Raw genomic sequence first — 19517 nt, 5'->3', positions numbered from 1 at the left:
CTTTTTCCTTTTGATCGAGACGCCCCATGAACAGTGACACTCCCGCTCCATCCCGCCTCAAACCACTGGCCGCTCTGGCCCTGACGATGCTATGCGGCGCCCTGCTGCCAGGCCTCGCCCAGGCAGCCGCCGCGCCACAGCCGGGCAAGGTGTTCAAGGACTGCAAGGACTGCCCGGAGATGGTCGTGCTGCCCGCCGGCACCTTCACCATGGGCACGCCGGAAGATGAAGTCGGCCGCGAGCCCGACGAAGGCCCCATGCACGATGTCACGTTCGCCAAACCCTTCGCCATGAGCCGCTTCCACGTCACCGCCGGTGAGTGGGACAGCTACGTGCGCCAGACCGGGGTCAAGATCGCCAACGGCGACGAGCGCCCAGGCCGCGAATGCATCGCCAGCAAGCCGCGCTACCCCCAGGGCCCGCGCCAGCCTGCGGTGTGCATGGACTTTGACGACGTGAAGAACTACGTCGCCTGGCTGTCGAAAAAAACCGGCCACACCTACCAGATGGTCAGCGAAGCCCAACGCGAATACGCTGCCCGCGCCGGCTCCACCGGACCATTCCCGTTCCCGTTTGACGCGGGCAAGGGCTACAGCATCGCCGAGCACGCCAACACCTACGGCCCGGCGGATGGTTATAGCTATTCATCGCCGGTGGGCAGCTACCCACCCAACGCCTTTGGCATGTACGACATGCACGGCAACGTCTACGAGTGGCTGGCCGACTGCGAACACACCAACTACATCGGGGCGCCGACCGATGGCAGCGCCTGGGTGGAACCGGGCTGCGAGTCCCGCCAGATTCGTGGCAATGACTGGGGCGAAGCTCCGGTGTTTTCCCGCTCGGGCAACCGTAACAATATCTACCCGCAAACCCGCGGTGACTGGATTGGATTTCGGGTGGTGCGCGATCTCTGAGGCCTGCCGCAACCTCCCGCGCAAGCAAGGTCGCCGTCAATCGGCGACCGTCTAAATTAAGCGCGTGACCAGACGTTCTAAAGGGTATCTGCCTATTCCACCCAAGGAACCGTCCCCTCATGACCCAGCCAACGCGCGGCGCCATTCATGAATTGTTTACCCTGCTCAAACCCTTCAGGTTAATCGTCGCCCTTTCCATCCTGCTGGGCATGATCGGCGGCTTGAGCGTGACGGTATTGCTGGCGACCATCAACAATGCCCTGCACGCCGACAGCAGCCCCACCAGCAGTGTGGTGGCCCTGTTTGCCGGCCTGTGCCTGCTGGCCCTGCTCAGCTCGATTTTTTCCGACATCGGCACCAACTTCGTCGGCCAGAACATCATTGCCACGTTGCGCAAGACCCTGGGGGAGAAGGTTCTCGCCGCGCCCATCGATCAGATCGAGCGCTATCGCAGCCACCGACTGATCCCGGTACTGACCCACGACGTCGACACCATCAGCGACTTCGCCTTCGCCTTTGCGCCCCTGGCCATTTCGATGACCGTCACACTGGGCTGCCTGGGCTACCTGGCGCTGCTGTCATGGCCGATGTTCCTGTTGATGCTGGTGGCGATTGCCATCGGTACCGGCGCCCAGTTCATCGCGCAGTCCAGCGGGGTCAAGGGCTTCGAGGCTGCGCGGGAAGCCGAGGACGATTTGCAGCGTCATTACAACGCGATTGCTGATGGCGCCAAGGAACTGCGCATCCATCGCCCGCGCCGCCACCGCATGTTTGTGCACGGGATCCAGGCGACCGCCGACTTTATCTGCAAGACGCAGATTCGCTCGATCAACACGTTCGTGATCGCCAAGACCTTCGGCTCCATGTTGTTTTTCATTGTGATCGGCTTGGCGCTGGTGCTGCAAACCGTGTGGCCAAGCCATGACAAGGCCGTAATGAGCGGGTTCGTACTGGTGTTGCTGTACATGAAAGGCCCGCTGGAACATCTGGTAGGCACATTACCGATTGTCAGCCGCGCGAAGATCGCGTTTCGCCGGATCTCGGAACTGTCGGATCAGTTCTCCTCCCCCGAGCCGCACCTGTTGCTCAGTGATACCGAACAGCAAAAGCGCAGCATCCAGAGCATCGAACTGCGGGATGTGTCGTATGCATTCCCTCCGGTTGAAGGCGCGGATCCTTTCCGCCTCGGCCCGGTCAACCTGCAGATCAAGCAAGGCGACATCGTGTTTATCGTGGGTGAAAACGGCTGTGGCAAAACCACGCTGATCAAGCTGCTGCTGGGCCTGTATGCACCGCAGCAAGGTGACGTCAGCCTCAATGGGCAAGCGGTTACCGCCCAGGGTCGCGATGAATACCGCCAGTTGTTCACCACCATTTTTGCCGATTATTACCTGTTCGATGACGTCGTCCAGGGTGACAGCCACTTGCCACAAGACGCGCAAAAATACCTGCAGCGCCTGGAGATCGCCCACAAGGTCAGCGTGCGTGACGGCAAGTTCACCACCACCGACCTGTCGACCGGCCAGCGCAAGCGACTGGCCCTGGTCAATGCCTGGCTGGAGGAGCGTCCAGTACTGGTGTTCGACGAATGGGCCGCCGACCAGGACCCGACCTTCCGACGAATTTTCTACACCGAGTTGCTGCCCGACCTGAAGCGCCTGGGCAAGACCATCATCGTTATCTCCCACGACGACCGCTACTTCGATGTCGCCGATCAACTGGTACGGCTGGAAGCTGGAAAAGTCGCAATCGAACAGGTTCCGGCCTGATACCTGAAATTAACCGGAAGATTTTTTCCGGTTCTGGTGTGTTGCTGCGTCTCACTTTCATTAATAACAATCATTACCATTAGCATCGCCAACATAAGAGCCCAGCCAATGCCCGCGCCGACAACGTTGACACCCCTTTCAAAAGCCATCTGGATGCGCCACCTGCTCAAGCCCCGACTGGCACCCAGCCTGCTCGGGCTGATGGTTGCGCTACCGCTGGCGTGCCAGGTACAAGCCCAGGAAATCAGCTTCCAGATTCCCGCCCAGTCCTTGACCAGCGCACTTCAGGCCTTTGGCCAACAAAGCAAATTGCAGGTGCTGTATTCGCCTGACCAGCTCAAGGGCCTGAAAAGCATCGCTGTGCGCGGCTCCATGGAGCCCACCGTGGCGCTGCAGAAGCTGCTGGGGAGCAGCGGCGTGGCGTACGGAGTTTCCGGCAACACCATCACGATCACCGGCCGCAGCGAAGGCGGCGCCCTGGAGCTGGGGGCCACCAGCGTTACCGGCCAACAACTGGGTGAGACCACCGAAGGCACCGGCTCCTACACCACCGCCTCCATGAGCACCGCGACCAAACTGGCGACCTCCATGCGCGAGACGCCGCAGTCGGTCACGGTGATCACCCGCCAGCGCATGGATGACCAGAACATGCAGTCCCTGGAGGACATTTCGACGTATACCCCAGGCCTGACCATGCGCAAGACCGGCGGTGAACGCCCGGAGTTCTACTCCCGCGGCTCCGCCATCGACAACATCATGATCGACGGCCTGCCCGTCGCGTATGACAGCGACACCCTCGGCACCTCGACACTGGCGATGTTCGACCGGGTGGAAGTGGTACGCGGTGCATCGGGCCTGATGATCGGTGCCGGCAACCCGTCCGGCACCCTCAACCTGATCCGCAAACGCCCCACCGTCGAGCCGCAAGTGTCGGTCACCCTGGGTGCCGGCTCGTGGGACAACTACCGCACTGAAATCGATGCCAGCAGCGCCCTCAACTCCAGCGGTTCGATCAGGGGCCGCGTGGTCGGTGCCTTCCAGGACAAAGACAGCTTTACCGATGGCTACAGCAGCAAGCGACAGTTGCTGTACGGCATCACCGAATTTGACCTGAGCGAAGCCACCACCCTGACCCTCGGAGCGTATTACAACCGTGAGGACAACCCGGGTGCCGACTGGTCGGGCATTCCGACCCGCGCCGATGGCACGTTCCTGCCGATATCCCGTTCGACGCGCATGAGCCCGAACTGGACCTACTGGAACAAGAAAAACACCAGCGCATTTGCCGAAATTGAGCACCGCTTCGACAACGACTGGAAACTGCGCCTGAATACCACGTGGCTGCGAGGCGACCTGGACATGCTGGGCACCAGTTTCTATCGACTGGACTCCAGTGCGGATCAGTTGAACCTGAACGTGGGCCGCTACACCTACCAGCACACGCAAAAAAGCGTCGACGGCTACGTGTCCGGCCCCTTCACCCTGTTTGGTGCGACCCACGAACTGGTGCTCGGTGGCAGTTATCGCAACGATAAAACCGACGATGGCCCCGGCGGTGGTTTCCTCAACGACCCGAACATCGTGCTCGACCCGTCAAACTTCGACTATCACGGCGTAGAGAAACCGGCCATCAACTACAACTGGTCGCGCAAGGGCAAGGTCGATCAATACAGCACCTACGCCACCGTACGCTTCCATCTGCGCGACGACCTGAAACTGATCCTCGGTTCACGCCTGGACTGGTACGAATACGAACAGAACACTATTTCCGGCGAATACACATTCGGCGCCGACTACAAGGCGACGCGGGAATACACCCCCTATGCCGGCCTGATCTACGACATCAACGATACCTACTCGGTGTACACCAGCTGGACCAGAATCTTCCAGCCGCAAGCCAACGTGGACTTCCAGGGCAGCCTGCTGCCGCCAGTCACCGGTACCAACCGTGAAGTCGGGATCAAGGGCGAGTACTTTGACGGCGCGTTGAACGCCAGCCTGGCCTACTTCCAGTTGAACCAGGAAAACCTCGCCCAAGGGCTTGATGCCTGTGCACCGGGTGTTGCTTCCTGCTCCGTGGCCTCCGGCGAAGTGGAAACCAAAGGCGTCGACCTTGAACTGCAAGGCATGCTTGCCCGTGGCTGGCAGGCCTCGGCCGGCTACACCTATGCCGGTGCCAAAAACGTCAAGGGCGGCAGCGGTCGCTTCGACAGCGACACGCCATACAACCTGCTCAAGCTGTCCACCACTTATCAATTGCCGGGCGATCTCGAAAAATGGTCGATCGGCGGTTCATTCCGTAGCCAGAGCAGCACATACACAACCTACGGCGTGTCTCAGGGCGGCTACAGCATCGTCGACCTGATGACCGGCTATAACGTGAACAAAAACCTCAAGGTGCAAGCCAACCTGAACAACGTGTTCGACAAGCACTACTACCAGAGCATCAGTAACCCGGCAGGCGCAAACATCTTCGGCGACCCGCGTAACGTGGCCGTGACCATGAAGTGGAGCATGTAAAACACAGCCCCTGAAACAACAACACCCTGCCACGGCAGGGTGTTGTCAACACAGCAAGACAGCAACCGGGACGCAAGGTCTCAGCGACTGGCCAACCACCGGCCCACCTCAAGGTAAATCCCCTCAACCTCCGCCACCAGGCCCTGCATGCGCAGGAAGTCATGGGTCAGCCCCGGCTGGATGACTGCGGTCACCGGTGTGCCGCTCGCCTCAAGACGCGCGATCCACTCACGCCCCTCATCCAGCAACGGGTCAAATTCGGCCAGCATCACGCAGGCCGGCGCCAGTGCGGGCAACGTCGTGCTCAACAGCGGCGAAGCGCGCCAGTCATGGCGGTTACCGGCAGTGCCCATGTAGTGCTGGTAGAACCACTCCAGTGTCTTGGTTTCCAGCAGATATCCCTCTGCATAAGCCCGGTGGGAATCGCGCAGCCGCGTGATATCGGTGACCGGATAAAACAGCAATTGCGCCGCAGGCCGCAAGGCCAGCCGCTGGGGTTCCTGCACGGCGGTCATGGCGACAATCATCGCCAGCGTAGCGCCGACACTGTCACCGCTGACGACCACCTGACTGGCATCGAGTTGCAACTGCGACGCCTGCTCGACCAGCCAGTTGGCTGCCGCCAGTGCATCATCCACCGCCGCCGGGAACGGTGCCTCGGGCGCCAGGCGATAAGCCGGGGCCAGCACCGCATAGTCACTGGTGCCCGCCAGGCGTCGGCACACCGAGTCGTGTGAGTCCAGGCTACCGACCACATAGCCGCCGCCGTGGAAGTACAAAATCACCGGCTGCGCTCCGTGGCCGCGTCCAGGCTTGCGATACAGGCGTGCCGGCAGCGGATTGCCGTCGGCGCCGGTAAAGGTCAACGGCTGCACTTCAATAGCGTCAGGAGGGCTGGGGTCGAGAATCAGCGAGGTATTTTCGAATTCGCGACGGGCCTGCGCCACGGACAAATCATGCAGGGGTTGGCTTTTTCCGCTCCAACGGCCCATTTCCACAAGCTCCAGAAACGCAGCCAGGTCGGGGTGCAAGGGCATCATGTTTTCCTTGGAAAGTAGTGAGGTACGACGCCGGCCCCGTCCCCAGGGCCGGCGCCAGGGTCAATCGGTAATCAGCTCGGCGCTGTGGAGCAAGCCCGCCAGGCGCTGCAACAACAGAGGGTTGCGCAGCAGGTCGTAGTGGCCGGCGTCGATCTGCTCGGCGCCGGTGAGTTGTGGCAGCAGCCGCTCGAAGGCTTGACGCTCCAGCGTGCTCACGCCATTACCCCACCAGCAGCACGTGTCGACTGCCACCCACGGCAAGACGCTGAACGCCTGCGCCAGGGCCTTGAGTTGCATGCCGACCATAAACGCCTGTGCCAGGTCGGTCGCCTCCAGTTGGCCATAACGCCCGCCGGCCGGTTGACTGGCTTGCAAACTATTGATGATCACTTCCACGGCAGCTGGCTGCAGGGTGACCGGCAATGCCTGCGGCCAGGTCTGGCCCAGGGTGGCTGCGAGGAAATCCTGCAGGTCATCGCGCCAATCCGAGGTGGCGGGCGTTGAGGTGGGAATGTAGCTGTCTACCAGCCCGACAAATTCCACTGCCTGGCCTTGCTCCTGAAGCTCTTTGGCCACCAGCAGCGCCAAGGGTCCACCGAGTGACCATCCCAGTAAACGATACGGTCCGTAGGCCTGCTTCTGGCGAATGTACTGAGCGTAATCGATCGCCATCGCCGGCAATGATTCATCCTGCCATTGGCGGTCCAGCAGCATGCGGCACTGCACCCCATAGACGCTGCACTTCCCTTCCAGCAGGCGTGCCAGTGGCTCATAGTCAAATACGGTGCCGAAACCGGCATGCAGGCAGAACAGTGGACGGCGGTTCGCCACGTTACTGTTGAGCAGTAACAACGGATCAAGCGGAGCCCCGACCTCTTCATGGCCACTGAGCTGGGCGATGGTCGGCTTGCTCATCATGTCGCGCAATTTCAGGTCCAAGCCAAGCTGCGTGTTGCCGCGAACCTTGCCCAGCACCTTGAGCACGCGCAGCGAATCGCCGCCCATCTCGAAGAAGTTGTCGGTGACACCCACCTGCTCGACCTCCAGCACCTCTTGCCAGATCGCGGCCAGCGCCTGTTCGACCGGGTTGCGTGGCGCAACGTAATGGCGCCCCTTGAATTCGGGGTCTGGCAATGCCTTGCGATCCAGCTTGCCATTGGGGCTGACGGGAAACGCTGGCACCACCAGAATCTGCGACGGCACCATGTAATCGGGCAGTTGCGCCTGCAAGTCCTGGCGCAAACGCTCGGCAAGCGCCGGATGCTCATCGGCAACCACATACCCGATCAACTGCTTGCCGGCGCTGGTGTCACGTGCGACCACTACCGCATCACGCACCTCGGCCATGTCACGCAGCCTTGATTCGATTTCGCCAAGCTCAATACGAAAGCCACGGATCTTCACTTGATGATCCAGGCGTCCGAGGTAATCGAACACCCCGTCCGCCCGCTGACGCACCAGGTCGCCGGTGCGGTAGAGCCGTCCGCCTTCCGTGGAAAACGGGTCCGCGACAAAACGCTCGGCCGTCATTCCCGGACGCTGGCGATACCCGCGTGCCAGCCCCTCACCACCGATGTACAACTCACCGGCAACGCCCTGCGGCACGGGGTTGAGGCACGCATCCAACACATACAGGCTGCGCTCGCCAACTCGACTGCCGATCGGCGCATACACAGCGTCGCAGGTTTCGCTCGCGGTGGCTTTCCACAACAGGGGCGTGACCACCGTTTCCGTTGGGCCATAACCATTGGTCAGATAGCGCGGCTTGAGGGTGCGTTTGACCAGTTCGAAACTGGCCTGCGCCACGGCATCGCCACCAAAGCAGTAGACCTGCACCGGCGGGGCTTCCCGGCCTTCGGCATACTCCGCCAGTTGCTGGAGATACGCTGGCGGGAAACAGGCAATACTGATGCGCTGCTCGTGCAGCGCCTGCCAGGTTTCCTGCGGGGTCCACAGGTTATTGTCGCGAATCACCAGGCACCCGCCACTGCGCAGGGTCGACAGCCACCGCTCCTGGGCACCGTCGAAGGCGAACGACATGAACAACAACTCGCGCGTCGCCACATCCATTTCGTAGCGCTCGGCAATCGCGGCGCAGTGCATGCCAATGGGGCCGTGACTCACCGCCACGCCCTTGGGTTGCCCCGTGGAGCCTGAGGTGTAGATCAGGTAAGCGAGGTTATCCGGTTGCAGGCGCGATGGCGGGCATGCATCCGGGAAGCTGTCGAGAGACACGCGGTCCAGCAACACCCGGGTGGTCGCGTCCAACGCCCCAAAGCCTTCGCTGACGCCACTCTGGGTCAACAACACCGAGACATTCGCATCCTTGACGATCCAGTCCAGGCGCTCCCGAGGGTAATCGATGTCCAGCGGCACATAGGCTCCCCCCGCCTTCATGACCGCGTAGAACGCGACAATCACCTCGACGCTGCGCTGCAGGGCGACTCCGACGCACACCTCCGGACCCACGCCCAGGCCGATCAGGTAATGGGCCAGGCGATTGGCACGCCGCTCCAATTGCCCATAGGTCAGTTGCACGCCGTCACACACCAGCGCCACGGCCTCGGCTCGCGCCTGGGCCTGTTGCTGGATCAGTTGCGGCAACAAGGGTGGTGTGGCCGGCACCTGGCGCAGCGGGTTCGCGGCGAGCAAGCTGGCGTATTCGTCGCACGCCAGGGTCGGCAAGCTGCCCACCCGGGCCTGAGGCGAATCGAGCATGGCCAACAACAGCGTCTCGAAACTGCGTCGAACCTGGTCGCACGCCTGTTCGGTGAACGCGTTGCGCAAATACAGGAACTCGATCTTCAGGGTCTGGCCCAGGTTGATCGCCAGGTCCATCGCGTAGTTGGTCACATCACGGGTACTGACCTGGCCAAACTGCAGGTGTTGATTGCCGACCTCGGCCAGGCGCTCATCCACCGGGTAGTTTTCGAACACAATAATGCTGTCAAACAACGGCGTGCCGCCCTGCCCCGACCAGCGCTGGATATCGGCCAGCGCAGCGTGTTCGTAGTCGCGCACTTCCAGGTTGAGCGCCTGCAACTCAAGCAGCCACTGGCACAGCGCCTTGGCCGGATCCGGTTGCTGGACGATCGGCAATGTATTGATGAACAACCCGAGCATTTCGTCCGCACCCGGCAGGCTGGCCGGACGTCCGGCCACGGTGGCACCGAAACACACACTGGCTTGCCCGGTATAGCGCTGCAACAGCAACAACCACACCGCCTGGATCAAAGTATTCGGGGTGATACGCCAGTGCTGGGCAAATTCGCGCAAGCGCCGGGTCTGGTTGACATCCCAATTCAGGTACAGCGCCGCATGCCCCTCCAAGCCAGGCTCGGGCTGGGGATGAATGCTCGCCGCCAGGCTGGTGGGACCTTCAAGGGCTTGCAGTTGCGGCTTCCAGAACAGCGACGCCGTTTCCGCGGACTGCTGGCGCAGCCAGGCGATGTAATCGCGGTAATGCCCTTTGCGCGCAGGCAAGGCGCGGCCGGCGTACACCTCGAAGACTTCACCCATCAAGCGTGAGTTGCTCCAGCCATCCATCAGGATATGGTGGCTGGTCCAGATCAGTTGGTGGCGGTGTTCATCCAGGTGCACCAGAGTCAGGCGCGTCAGAGGGGCCGCCAACATGTCAAAGCCCCTGGCGCAATCGTCCTGCGCCAACGCTTGCAAGGCGTCAGCATCAACCTGGCGATCGCGCCAATCGACGATTTGCACCGAGACCTGGGCGGCCTTGTACACCACCTGCAACGGTTCGCTCAGGTCGCTGGATGACCAGAAGCCAGTGCGCAGAATCTCATGGCGCGCGACCACCTGATCCCAGGCGGCGATAAACGCCGGTACGTCCAGCCCGTCGACAGGCACACAGGTCTGGTTGATATAAAGGTGCGCCGCCGACGGGTCCAGCGTATGGAACAACATGCCTTGTTGCGTCGGTGACAGCGGATAGAGGTCTTCGACCTGCTCCAGCGGCACGGGCAGGCTGTCCAGCTGTTGCTGGGTCAAGGTGCAGAGGGCAAAGTCCGAGGGCGTCGCGCCGAGGTTTTGCGACTGGCTGCAGTGTTCAACCAGCGCCTGGAGTTCGGCGATGTACGCCTGCGCCAGATGCTCGATCGTCGCTTCATTGAACATCTCCCGACTGAACACCCAGTTCAGGCTCAATTGGCCGCCGTACACTTGGCCATTGATGGTCAACCAGTTGCCCAGCGGTGCTTGCGGGCTTTGTTCCAGGCCGATGGATTCGCCGGAAGGCACAAACAGCGCACCGGCATCCACATCAAAACTGCCGTCAAACTGCCCCAGGTAGTTGAAGGTCACACGCGGCGCGGGCAATTGCCCCAGTACCTTGCGGTGCACGGGGCTGCCCATGTAGCGCAGCACTCCAAAGCCGATACCCCGCTGCGGAACGCCTCGCAGCTGCTCCTTGACCTGCTTGATTGACTCACCAATACCCGCTGCCGGCGTGAGTTTCACCGCAAACAGGCTGGTGAACCAACCGACCGTGCGGGTCAGGTCGATGCTGGCAAACAGATCTTCACGGCCATGCCCTTCAAGTTGAATCAGTGCCTGGTCGTGGCCGGTCCAGCGCACCATGACCCGGGCCAGCGCCGTCAGCAACAGGTCATTGACCTGGGTCCGGTAAGCTGCGGGCGCTTCCTGCAGCAGCAACTGCGTCAGATCCTTGCTCAACTGTGAATGGACCGTGAGGCCATGTTTGTTTTGCAGGCCACCGCTCGGATGATCCACCGGCAAGTCCGGGCGGGTATCCTGCAACTGCTGCTGCCAGTACTGCACTTCGGCTTGCGCTTCGGGGCGCTGCGCATAAGCCTGCAAGTGCTCGGCCCAAGCCCGGACAGAATGAGTCTTGGGCGCCAGCTTGAGCGCCTGCCCGCTCGCCAACTGGCGATAGGCAAGCTGCAAGTCGTCAAACAGGATGCGCCAGGAAACACCGTCCACCACCAGATGGTGAAGCACCAGTAACACACGCTGCGAACCATCCGCCAACGCGACCAGCGCCACCCGTAGCAGCGGCCCGTTCAGCAGGTCGAGACTCTGCTGGAGTTGCTCGCCAAACGCCTGCAACGCTTGCGTATCGGGCAGTTGCACCTCCTGCAACACGTTCCGGCCCTGCAACAGTGCCTCGACACTGCGGTAAGTAGCGGCCCAGCCCTCTTCGCCCTGACTGAACACCAGGCGCAGCGAATCGTGATGCACCAGCAGCGCACGCAACGCCTGCTCCAACAGCGCAGCCTCGATAGCCTGTGTCGGCTTGAGCAGCACCGACTGGTTCCAGTGATGACGCTCGGCGATAGGTTCTTCAAAGAATCCCTGATGAATCGGCAACAACGGCAGGTTGCCCGTTACTGCGCCTTGCTCGACTTCAAGCCCGACGGCATCAATGCGCGCGACGCCTGCCAGCCCCTGTACGGTCTGGTGCTGGAACAACTCTTTGGGCGTGAAGAAAATGCCTGCCTGGCGGGCACGCCCCACCACCTGGATCGAAATGATCGAGTCGCCGCCCAGCTCGAAAAAGTTATCCGACAAACCGACCCGCTCAAGCTTGAGCACGTCTTGCCAGATCGCGGCAATCTGCTGCTCCAGCGGGCTTTGCGGCGCAATGAAATTTTGTTGAGCCTGGCGTACATCCGGCTTGGGCAACGCCTTGCGCTCCAGTTTGCCGTTGGGGCTCAGGGGCAGTTGCTCAAGGAACAACAGGTGCACCGGCACCATGTAGTCCGGCAATACCTCGCGCAAACGGGCCTTGAGTACTTCGCGCAGCGACGCTTCGTCCACATCGCCTTGGGCAGGTACCACATAGCCCACCAGTTGCTGGCCGCTCGCGCCGTCTACCGCCAACACTACCGCTTCGCGCACCGCGTCCTGCTCCATCAGGCGTGCTTCGATTTCCCCCAACTCGATCCGCAGGCCGCGGATCTTCACCTGGTGGTCAATACGCCCGACGTATTCGATCACGCCGTCTGCCCGGTGACGCGCCAGGTCGCCCGTGCGGTACAGCCTCTGGCCGCCGCCAAACGGGCTGGCTACAAAGCGTTCGGCGGTCAACGCCGGACGACGGTGATAACCCCGCGCCAGTCCTTCACCGCCGAGGTACAACTCACCCACCACCCCGACGGCTACCGGCCCCAGGCCCGCATCAAGAATGTAGGTACCCAGGTTGGCAATGGGCTGGCCGATAGGCACGCTGTCGCGCCCTTCTTCACGGCAGGTCCAGTGGGTGACATCGATAGCAGCCTCGGTCGGGCCGTACAGGTTGTAAAGCCGGGCTTGAGGCAGCTTGGCGAACACTTGCTGCTGCGCGTCCACCGGCAAGGCCTCGCCGCTGCAGATAATGCGCTGCAAGCCGGTGCAACGGTTGACCGCTACATCGGCGACAAACGCTTGCAGCATCGACGGTACAAAGTGCAGCGTGGTGACGTGCTCAAGGTTGATCAGTTCAATCAACTTTGCCGGCTCGCGGTGAATGCCGGGCGCTGCAACCACCAGGCGCGCGCCCGTCATCAAAGGCCAGAAGAACTCCCACACCGACACGTCGAAGCTGAAGGGGGTTTTCTGCAACACCGTGTCCACTTCACTCAAGCCATAGGCCTGCTGCATCCAGCACAGGCGGTTGGTCAGCGCCGAGTGACGATTGCCGGCCCCCTTGGGCTTGCCGGTGGAACCGGAGGTGTAAATCACATACGCCAGGTTTTCCGGCTGCACGCTGATCGGCGGGCAGGTCGAAGCGTACCCGGCCAGCGGCTGATCCAGCAGCAGGCAAACCACCTGCGCCGGGATCGGCAAGCGCTCACGCAGCGCCTGCTGGGTCAGCAGCAAACCAATGCCACTGTCCTCGATCATGTAGGCCAGGCGCTCCTCGGGATAGTCCGGGTCCAGCGGAACATAAGCACCGCCGGCCTTGAGCACCGCCAGCAACCCCACCACCATCTCGATACTGCGCTCGACCGCCACGCCCACCAGCACGTCCGGGCCGACACCCGCCTCGATCAACTTGTGCGCCCATTGGTTGGCCAGCGTATCCAGCTGGCGATAGCTCAGTTGCTGGCCGGCAAACACCAGGGCGATGGCCTCCGGCGTCGAGTCCACCTGGGCCTGAATCAGCGCCTGTACGCTTTGGTCCAACGGGTAAGCGGCCTGGGTGGCATTCCAGTCCTGCAACAGCGTGCGCAACTGCACCGTGTCGAGCATCGGCAGCTCGGCGATTGCCCGGGAAGGCTGCGCGATAATCCCTTGCAACAAAGCCTGCCAGTGCCCCGCCATGCGCTCGACTGTGGCCGGCTCGAACAGGTCAGTGGCATAGGTCAATTGCGCCGACAGGCCCTCGCTGTGTTCAACCGTATTGAGGGTCAAGTCGAACTGCGATGTATGGGTTTCCCAACTCAGGCGTTCGATCTCCAGGCGCGAGGCCTGGCCTGTCACCTCGACCCGCCCGCGAGTGTCTTCACTTTGGTGGTTGAACATCACCTGGAACAGCGGGTTGTGGCTCAACGTCCGCTCGGGCCGCAGGGCTTCCACCAGTTGTTCGAACGGCAGGTCCTGATGTGCCTGCGCGCCCACGGCATTTTGCTTGACCTGCTGCAGGAACTCGCGGAAGGACGTGCGCCCGTCGACGTCTGCCTTGTGAATCTGCGTGTTGACGAAGAATCCGATCAACCGTTCGGTTTCGGCACGGTTCCGGTTAGCCACCGGCACCCCGACCCGAATATCGCCCTGGCCGCTGTAGCGGTACAACAGCACCTGGAACGAGGCCAGCAACAACATAAATGGGGTGACGTTTTCGCGCTGGGCCAGCCGCTTGAGGCCGGCAACCAGTTCCGCGCCCAGGTTGAGGGTGTGGGTGTTGCCGCGAAAGCTCTGCTCGGCGGGACGCGGATGGTCGAACGGCAACTCCAGTACCGGCTGCTCGCCACCGAGGCGTTCGGTCCAGTAGCCCAACTGGCGCTCCAGCTCCCCCGCCTCCATCCATTGGCGCTGCCACAATCCATAGTCGGCATACTGCACCGGCAACGGCGCCAACTCGACCGAGCGTCCCTCGCTGTAGGCGGCATAGCACTGCACCAGCTCGTCGACCATCACCTGCATCGACCAGCCATCGGAAACAATATGGTGCTGAGTGAGCACCAGCACATGCTCATCGGCACTGACTCGCAGCAGCTTGACCCGCAATAGCGGGCCTTGCTGCAAATCGAACAACTGTCGGGTTTCATCCTCCACGAACGCCTTGATCTGAGCGTCACGCTGTAGCGCGTGCGCCGGCGCCAACGTGTGCAAGTCGATGCTGGCGCCCGCCGCCGGGCTGATGACCTGCAGCCGCTGTGAACCGTCCTGGACAAAATGGGTACGCAGCGATTCATGACGCTCGATCAGCGTCGAAAAGCTGCGCTCCAGAGCTGCCACGTCCAGCGCCCCACGCAAACTCAAGGCACTGGAGATGTGGTAAGCCGTACTGTCCGGATCCATCTGCCACAAGAACCACTGCCGCTCCTGAGCGTAGGACAGCAACAACGGTTCACTGGCGTTTCTCTTGAAAACAGGCGCGACACTGAAGAGATTGATGCCCTTGTGTTTAAGCAGCACCGCCAAGGCTTTGCGTTCCTTTGGCGAAAGCTCGCCCACTGCTCCGATCAACTCTTTCACACCTATCCCCTTCACTCTGAAATTAGCTTTTCAAGCTCATCCCCTGTTAAACGTTTGAGGGCCTCCAAAGATTTAGCCAATTCATCCATCAGCGGTTCACTGGCCGATCCCAACTGCGCCACTTCGGCACTGAAGGTGCGCAAGTTGCTGGCAGCGAACAGCGTCTTGAGCTGCACTTGCAGGTCCATTCGCTCACGGATACGCACGATGAGTTGGGTGGCCAGCAACGAATGCCCGCCCAATGCAAAGAAGTCATCCTCCAGGCCGACCTGCTCGACGTTAAGCACCTCACTCCAGATTTGCGCCAATTGCTGCTCGGTGTCGGTCTGCGGTGGTGTGTATTGGTCACGACGCTGTACCGCGCCAGGGGCCGGCAAGGCCTTGCGATCAAGCTTGCCGTTGGGGGTCAGCGGCATGTAATCAAGCAACAGCAACTGCGCCGGCACCATGTAGGCAGGCAACACTTCATGCAGACGGCGCTTGAGGTCGTCTTGCAAGTCTGCTTGCGCGTCGGCGTCGATAAGGCCCGGCTGGCTAGGCACCACATAACCCACGAGTTGCAAGCCACTCACACCTTCCACCGCCAGCACCACGGCCTCGCGTACCGAGCCCTGGGCCATCAATTGAGCTTCGATTTCGCCCATCTCAATTCGGAAACCGCGGATTTTCACTTGATGGTCGATACGCCCGACGTACTCGATCACCCCCTCCGGGCGATAACGGGTCAGGTCGCCGGTACGGTACAAACGCTCGCCGGTGGTCGAGAACGGGTTCGGCACAAACTTCTCGGCGGTCAACCCCGGACGCAAGAGGTAGCCACGGGTGATGCCCTCGCCCGCCAGGTAAAGCTCCGCCGCCACGCCGACGGGCACTGAGTGCAATTCAGCGTCCAGCAGGTAGCTGGCCGTGTTGGCCAACGGCTTGCCGATATTGGCCTGGCCACCGGCTTCGCGGCGGGTCCAGGTGGAGTAAGTGGTGTCTTCCGATGGGCCATACAGGTCGTAGACATGCTGCACATGCCCACGGCCATACAACGCATCCACCAGCGACTGCTTCAACGGTTCGCCCGCCAGATTGATGATGCGCACGCTTTCCGGGATTTGCCCGGCACGCTGCAAGGCTCCCATCGCCGAAGGCACGCTGTTGATCAGGCGCACCCGGTCTCGGGCCGCCAGCTCCGGCAGCTCCAGGGCATTGCGGGCACCGACGATAAAACCGCCGCCGGCCAGGGTCACAAACAGCTCCCACACCGACAAGTCGAAGCAGATCGACGTTGAGGCCAACACACCTTGAATGTCTTCAGGGCTGTAAACCTGCTGCGACCACTGCGTCAGAGCCGCCACGTTGCGGTGAGTAATGGCCACGCCCTTGGGCAAGCCGGTGGAGCCGGAGGTGTAGATCACATAGGCCAGGTTATTCGCACTGACCACAACGGCCGGGTCCTGGTCATCGGTGTCCTGAGCCTCAACCAGCAGGACTTCGATGGATGCATTCACCTCCACCGCCGCCAGCACATCAGATTGCGTCAACAACACCCGCGCCTGGCTGTCCTTGAGCATGTACGCCACGCGCTCGGCCGGGTAATCCGGGTCCAGCGGCACATACGCACCACCCGCCTTGAGCACCGCGAGCAATGCCACAACCATCTGCGCACTGCGCGGCATGGCCACGCCAACCCGCACTTCAGGGCCAACACCCAACGCCACCAGCTTGTGGGCCAGGGCATTCGCCCGGCCGTTCAACTGGCGGTAGGTCAGGTGTTCATCACCCCAGATAACCGCCAGGGCATCGGGAGTACGCTGCACCTGATCCTGAATCTGCTGATGGATACACCGCTCACGCGGGAAGTCCAGGGCATTGGCGTTCCAGGTCTGTTCAATCAGTTGACGTTCGTCGCCACCGAGCATCACCACATCAGCCAGCACCCGCTCACTTGAGGTCGTCAACTCGACCAGCAACCGGTTGAGGTGGCCAGCGATACCTGCCATCGCCTCTGAACCAAACACGCTGCAGTCATAGTGATAGTGCAGGGCCAACGTCTGCCCGGCATTGACCAACAATGTCAGCGGATAGTTGCTCTGCTCCTGGACGGCAACCGCGCCAAACACCAGGCCATTGTCACTGCCCTGGACCAACGCTTCGGCGATCGGGAAGTTCTCGAACACCAACAGGGTGTCAAACAACGACTCGGAACCGTGTTCGGCCCAGCGCTGAATCTCGAACAGCGGCGTGTGTTCATGCTCACGCAGCCCCAGGTTTTGCGCCTGGACCGCCTGCAACCAATGACTGACGCTCTGCCCGGCGAGCGGGCTGGCAACCACTGGCAAGGTGTTGATGAACAACCCGATCTGCTGCTCGACCCCTTTGAGATCGGCCGGACGCCCAGCCACGGTGGCACCAAAGCACACCGTCGACTGCCCGGTATAACGCTGCAAAAGCAGGAGCCAGGCGGCTTGCAGCAAGGTATTGAGGGTGACTTTCTGCTGGCGGGCAAACTCGTTCAGAAGGCGCGCCTGAGTAGCATCCAGTACCTCGAAGTGGCTGGCATAGCCCGTACCCTGGACACGTGGCGCAACGACCGCCTGGGCCAGGCGCGTCGGTGCTTGCAGCGATGCCAGCTGCTGTTTCCAGAACGCTTCCCGTAGCGTCTGGTCCTGACCTTGCAGCCAGGCAATGTAATCACGATAGCGCCCGGTCGACACCGACGGGTTATGACCGCTGTAGCGTTGCAACACCTCACCGAGCATCTGCGAGTGGCTCCACCCATCCATCAGGATATGGTGATGAGTCAGGATCAGGTGATGGCGACGATCATCCAGCGCCACCAGGGTCAACCTGAGCAACGGTGCCTCTTGAAGCTCGAAGCCCCTGGCTTGTTCGGCCTCGGCCAGTTGGCGCAAGGCCTGCGCCTGCCCGGCACGCCCGCGCCAATCGTGCAACGCGTAAGGCAGGGTCACCTGCTTGCGCACGATCTGCAGCGGCTGATCCTGTTCAGCCAACCACACGAAGCCGGTGCGCAGGATGTCATGGGCGTCCAGGGTGGCCTGCCAGGCCTGGCGGAACTTGTCCGGGTCCAGCCCTTCGACGTCCAGGCACATCTGGTTGATGTAATCGCCAGAGGCCTGTTCATATAGCGTGTGGAACAGCATGCCTTGCTGCATCGGTGACAACGGGTAAATGTCTTCGATGCTGTGTGCCGTCATCGGCAAGCCGTCCAGCGCGGATTGGCTCAGGGTCGCCAGCGGGAAATCCGACGGCGTCACCGCTCCGGCGCCCGGCAGGCAGCAATGCTCCACCAGGCCAGCCAACTCACGGGCGTAGTCATCGGCCAGGCGCTGGATGGTCGACTCATCGAAACGTTGGGCACTGAAGGCCCAACCCAGGCTGAGTTCGCCGGCGTACACCTGGCCATTGAGGATCAGGCCGTTGGCCAACGGTGCCTCTGCGTTTTGCTCCGGCCCACGGGCCTCGTCGCAAGGTGCCCAGAGCGGTACATCGCCATCGTCAAAACTGCTGTCGAACTGGCCCAGGTAGTTGAAGGTGATCTGCGGTGCAGGCAACTGCGCCATAGCCTCACGCGTCGCTGTCTCGGCAAAGGTAGACAACACACCAAAACCCAGGCCTTTGTCGGGGATGGCGCGCAGTTGTTCCTTGATGTTTTTCAGCGAACTCGCCGGGTCACCGGCCGGGGTCAGCTTGACCGGAAAAGCACTGGTGAACCAACCGACGCTGCGGGTCAGGTCAACTTCATCAAACAGGTCTTCACGGCCATGCCCTTCCAATTGGATCAAGGTGCTCGCCTGGCCGGTCCAGCGGCAAATCACCCGCGCCAGGGCCGTCAGCAACAGGTCGTTGATTTGCGTGCGATAGGCCGCCGGGGCGTCCTGCAACAGGCGGCGGGTCTGCACCGAGTCCAGACGGCTGTACACCGTGAGGCCGTCCTGGTTGGTTTGTCGACCACCCGAATGGTCCGAGGGCAATTGGGCTTGAACATCCCGCAACTGCATTTGCCAGTAAGGCAATTGCTCCAGCGCCTCCTCCCGGGCAAAGCGAGCCAGCCGCTCGCCCCAGGCCTTGATCGACGAAGTCTTGGCCGGCAATGCCACAACGCGGCCCTGCTGCAGTTGCTCGTAGGCGGTTTGCAGGTCTTCAAACAGGATGCGCCACGACACACCGTCCACCGCCAGGTGATGGATCACCAGCAGCAGCCGCTGACTGCCGTCGGCCAGGGTCGCCAGCACCGCGCGCAGCAGTGGGCCATTGCTCAGGTCCAGGCTGCGCTGGGCTTCGTCGCCCAGTTGCTCCAGCGCCGAAGCGTCACTGATGCTGCGTTGCCACAGCAGAGGTTGCTCGCTGACCGCCTGGTAAGTCGCTCGCCAGCCATCGGCCTGCTGGACGAAGCTCACGCGCAAGGCATCGTGCTGCACCAGCAGGGCGTGCAGGGCGTGTTCCAGATGTTCAGGGTTCAGCGGCTGCGTGGTCTTGAGCAGTACCGACTGGTTCCAGTGGTGCCGCTCAGGAATTGCCGTGTCGAAAAATGCCTGATGGATCGGCAGCAATACGCTGTCGCCGGTTACCGGGCCCTGGTCGATCAGCAGTGCACCCTCACCCAG

At 61.8% G+C, this 19517-nt stretch carries 6 protein-coding genes; 3 read left to right on the top strand and 3 right to left on the bottom strand.

Features of this window, described 5'->3' with window-relative positions; all coding sequences use genetic code 11:
• The first annotated feature begins 26 nt into the window (after positions 1–26).
• The 3 genes from pvdO (at position 27) to V3W39_RS19660 (ending at position 5206) form a co-directional block, all read left to right on the top strand.
• Positions 27–917: a dihydropyoverdine dehydrogenase gene (gene pvdO / locus V3W39_RS19670; protein ID WP_330213156.1), complete on the top strand. Its 891-nt coding sequence runs from the start codon at positions 27–29 to the stop codon at positions 915–917.
• Between the two features lie 119 nt (positions 918–1036).
• On the top strand, positions 1037–2686 hold the full coding sequence (locus V3W39_RS19665; RefSeq protein ID WP_275965395.1) for a cyclic peptide export ABC transporter: 1650 nt from the start codon (positions 1037–1039) through the stop codon (positions 2684–2686).
• A 108-nt stretch (positions 2687–2794) separates the two neighbouring features.
• Positions 2795–5206 carry a TonB-dependent siderophore receptor gene (locus V3W39_RS19660; protein WP_330213155.1) on the top strand — a complete coding sequence of 804 codons (2412 nt, stop codon included), beginning with the start codon at positions 2795–2797 and terminating at the stop codon, positions 5204–5206.
• Positions 5207–5286: 80 nt separating this feature from the next.
• Here V3W39_RS19660 and V3W39_RS19655 read toward each other — a convergent pair whose 3' ends face one another.
• The 3 genes from V3W39_RS19655 to V3W39_RS19645 all read right to left on the bottom strand — a co-directional run.
• Positions 5287–6243, bottom strand: coding sequence for an alpha/beta hydrolase (locus tag V3W39_RS19655; protein WP_330213154.1), 957 nt, complete (start codon positions 6241–6243; stop codon positions 5287–5289).
• 63 nt (positions 6244–6306) lie between these two features.
• Positions 6307–14904, bottom strand: a complete 8598-nt coding sequence (locus V3W39_RS19650) for an amino acid adenylation domain-containing protein (RefSeq protein ID WP_330213153.1) — start codon at positions 14902–14904, stop codon at positions 6307–6309.
• An 11-nt stretch (positions 14905–14915) separates the two neighbouring features.
• Positions 14916–19517: amino acid adenylation domain-containing protein (locus V3W39_RS19645; protein ID WP_330213152.1), on the bottom strand; the 4602-nt coding region annotated here is incomplete at its 5' end.

Source organism: Pseudomonas sp. Z18(2022), from assembly GCF_036346535.1.
In the GTDB taxonomy this organism is placed as follows: Bacteria; Pseudomonadota; Gammaproteobacteria; order Pseudomonadales; family Pseudomonadaceae; genus Aquipseudomonas; species Aquipseudomonas yamanorum_A.
This window is presented reverse-complemented; position numbering and strand designations above follow the sequence as displayed.

What these genes read in the sequence shown, in the direction of transcription:
- V3W39_RS19665 (WP_275965395.1), top strand. Translation starts at nt 1,037, where the DNA reads ATGACCCAGCCAACGCGCGGCGCCATTCATGAATTGTTTACCCTGCTC.
- pvdO (WP_330213156.1), top strand. Translation starts at nt 27, where the DNA reads ATGAACAGTGACACTCCCGCTCCATCCCGCCTCAAACCACTGGCCGCT.
- V3W39_RS19655 (WP_330213154.1), bottom strand. Translation starts at nt 6,243, where the DNA reads ATGCCCTTGCACCCCGACCTGGCTGCGTTTCTGGAGCTTGTGGAAATG.
- V3W39_RS19660 (WP_330213155.1), top strand. Translation starts at nt 2,795, where the DNA reads ATGCCCGCGCCGACAACGTTGACACCCCTTTCAAAAGCCATCTGGATG.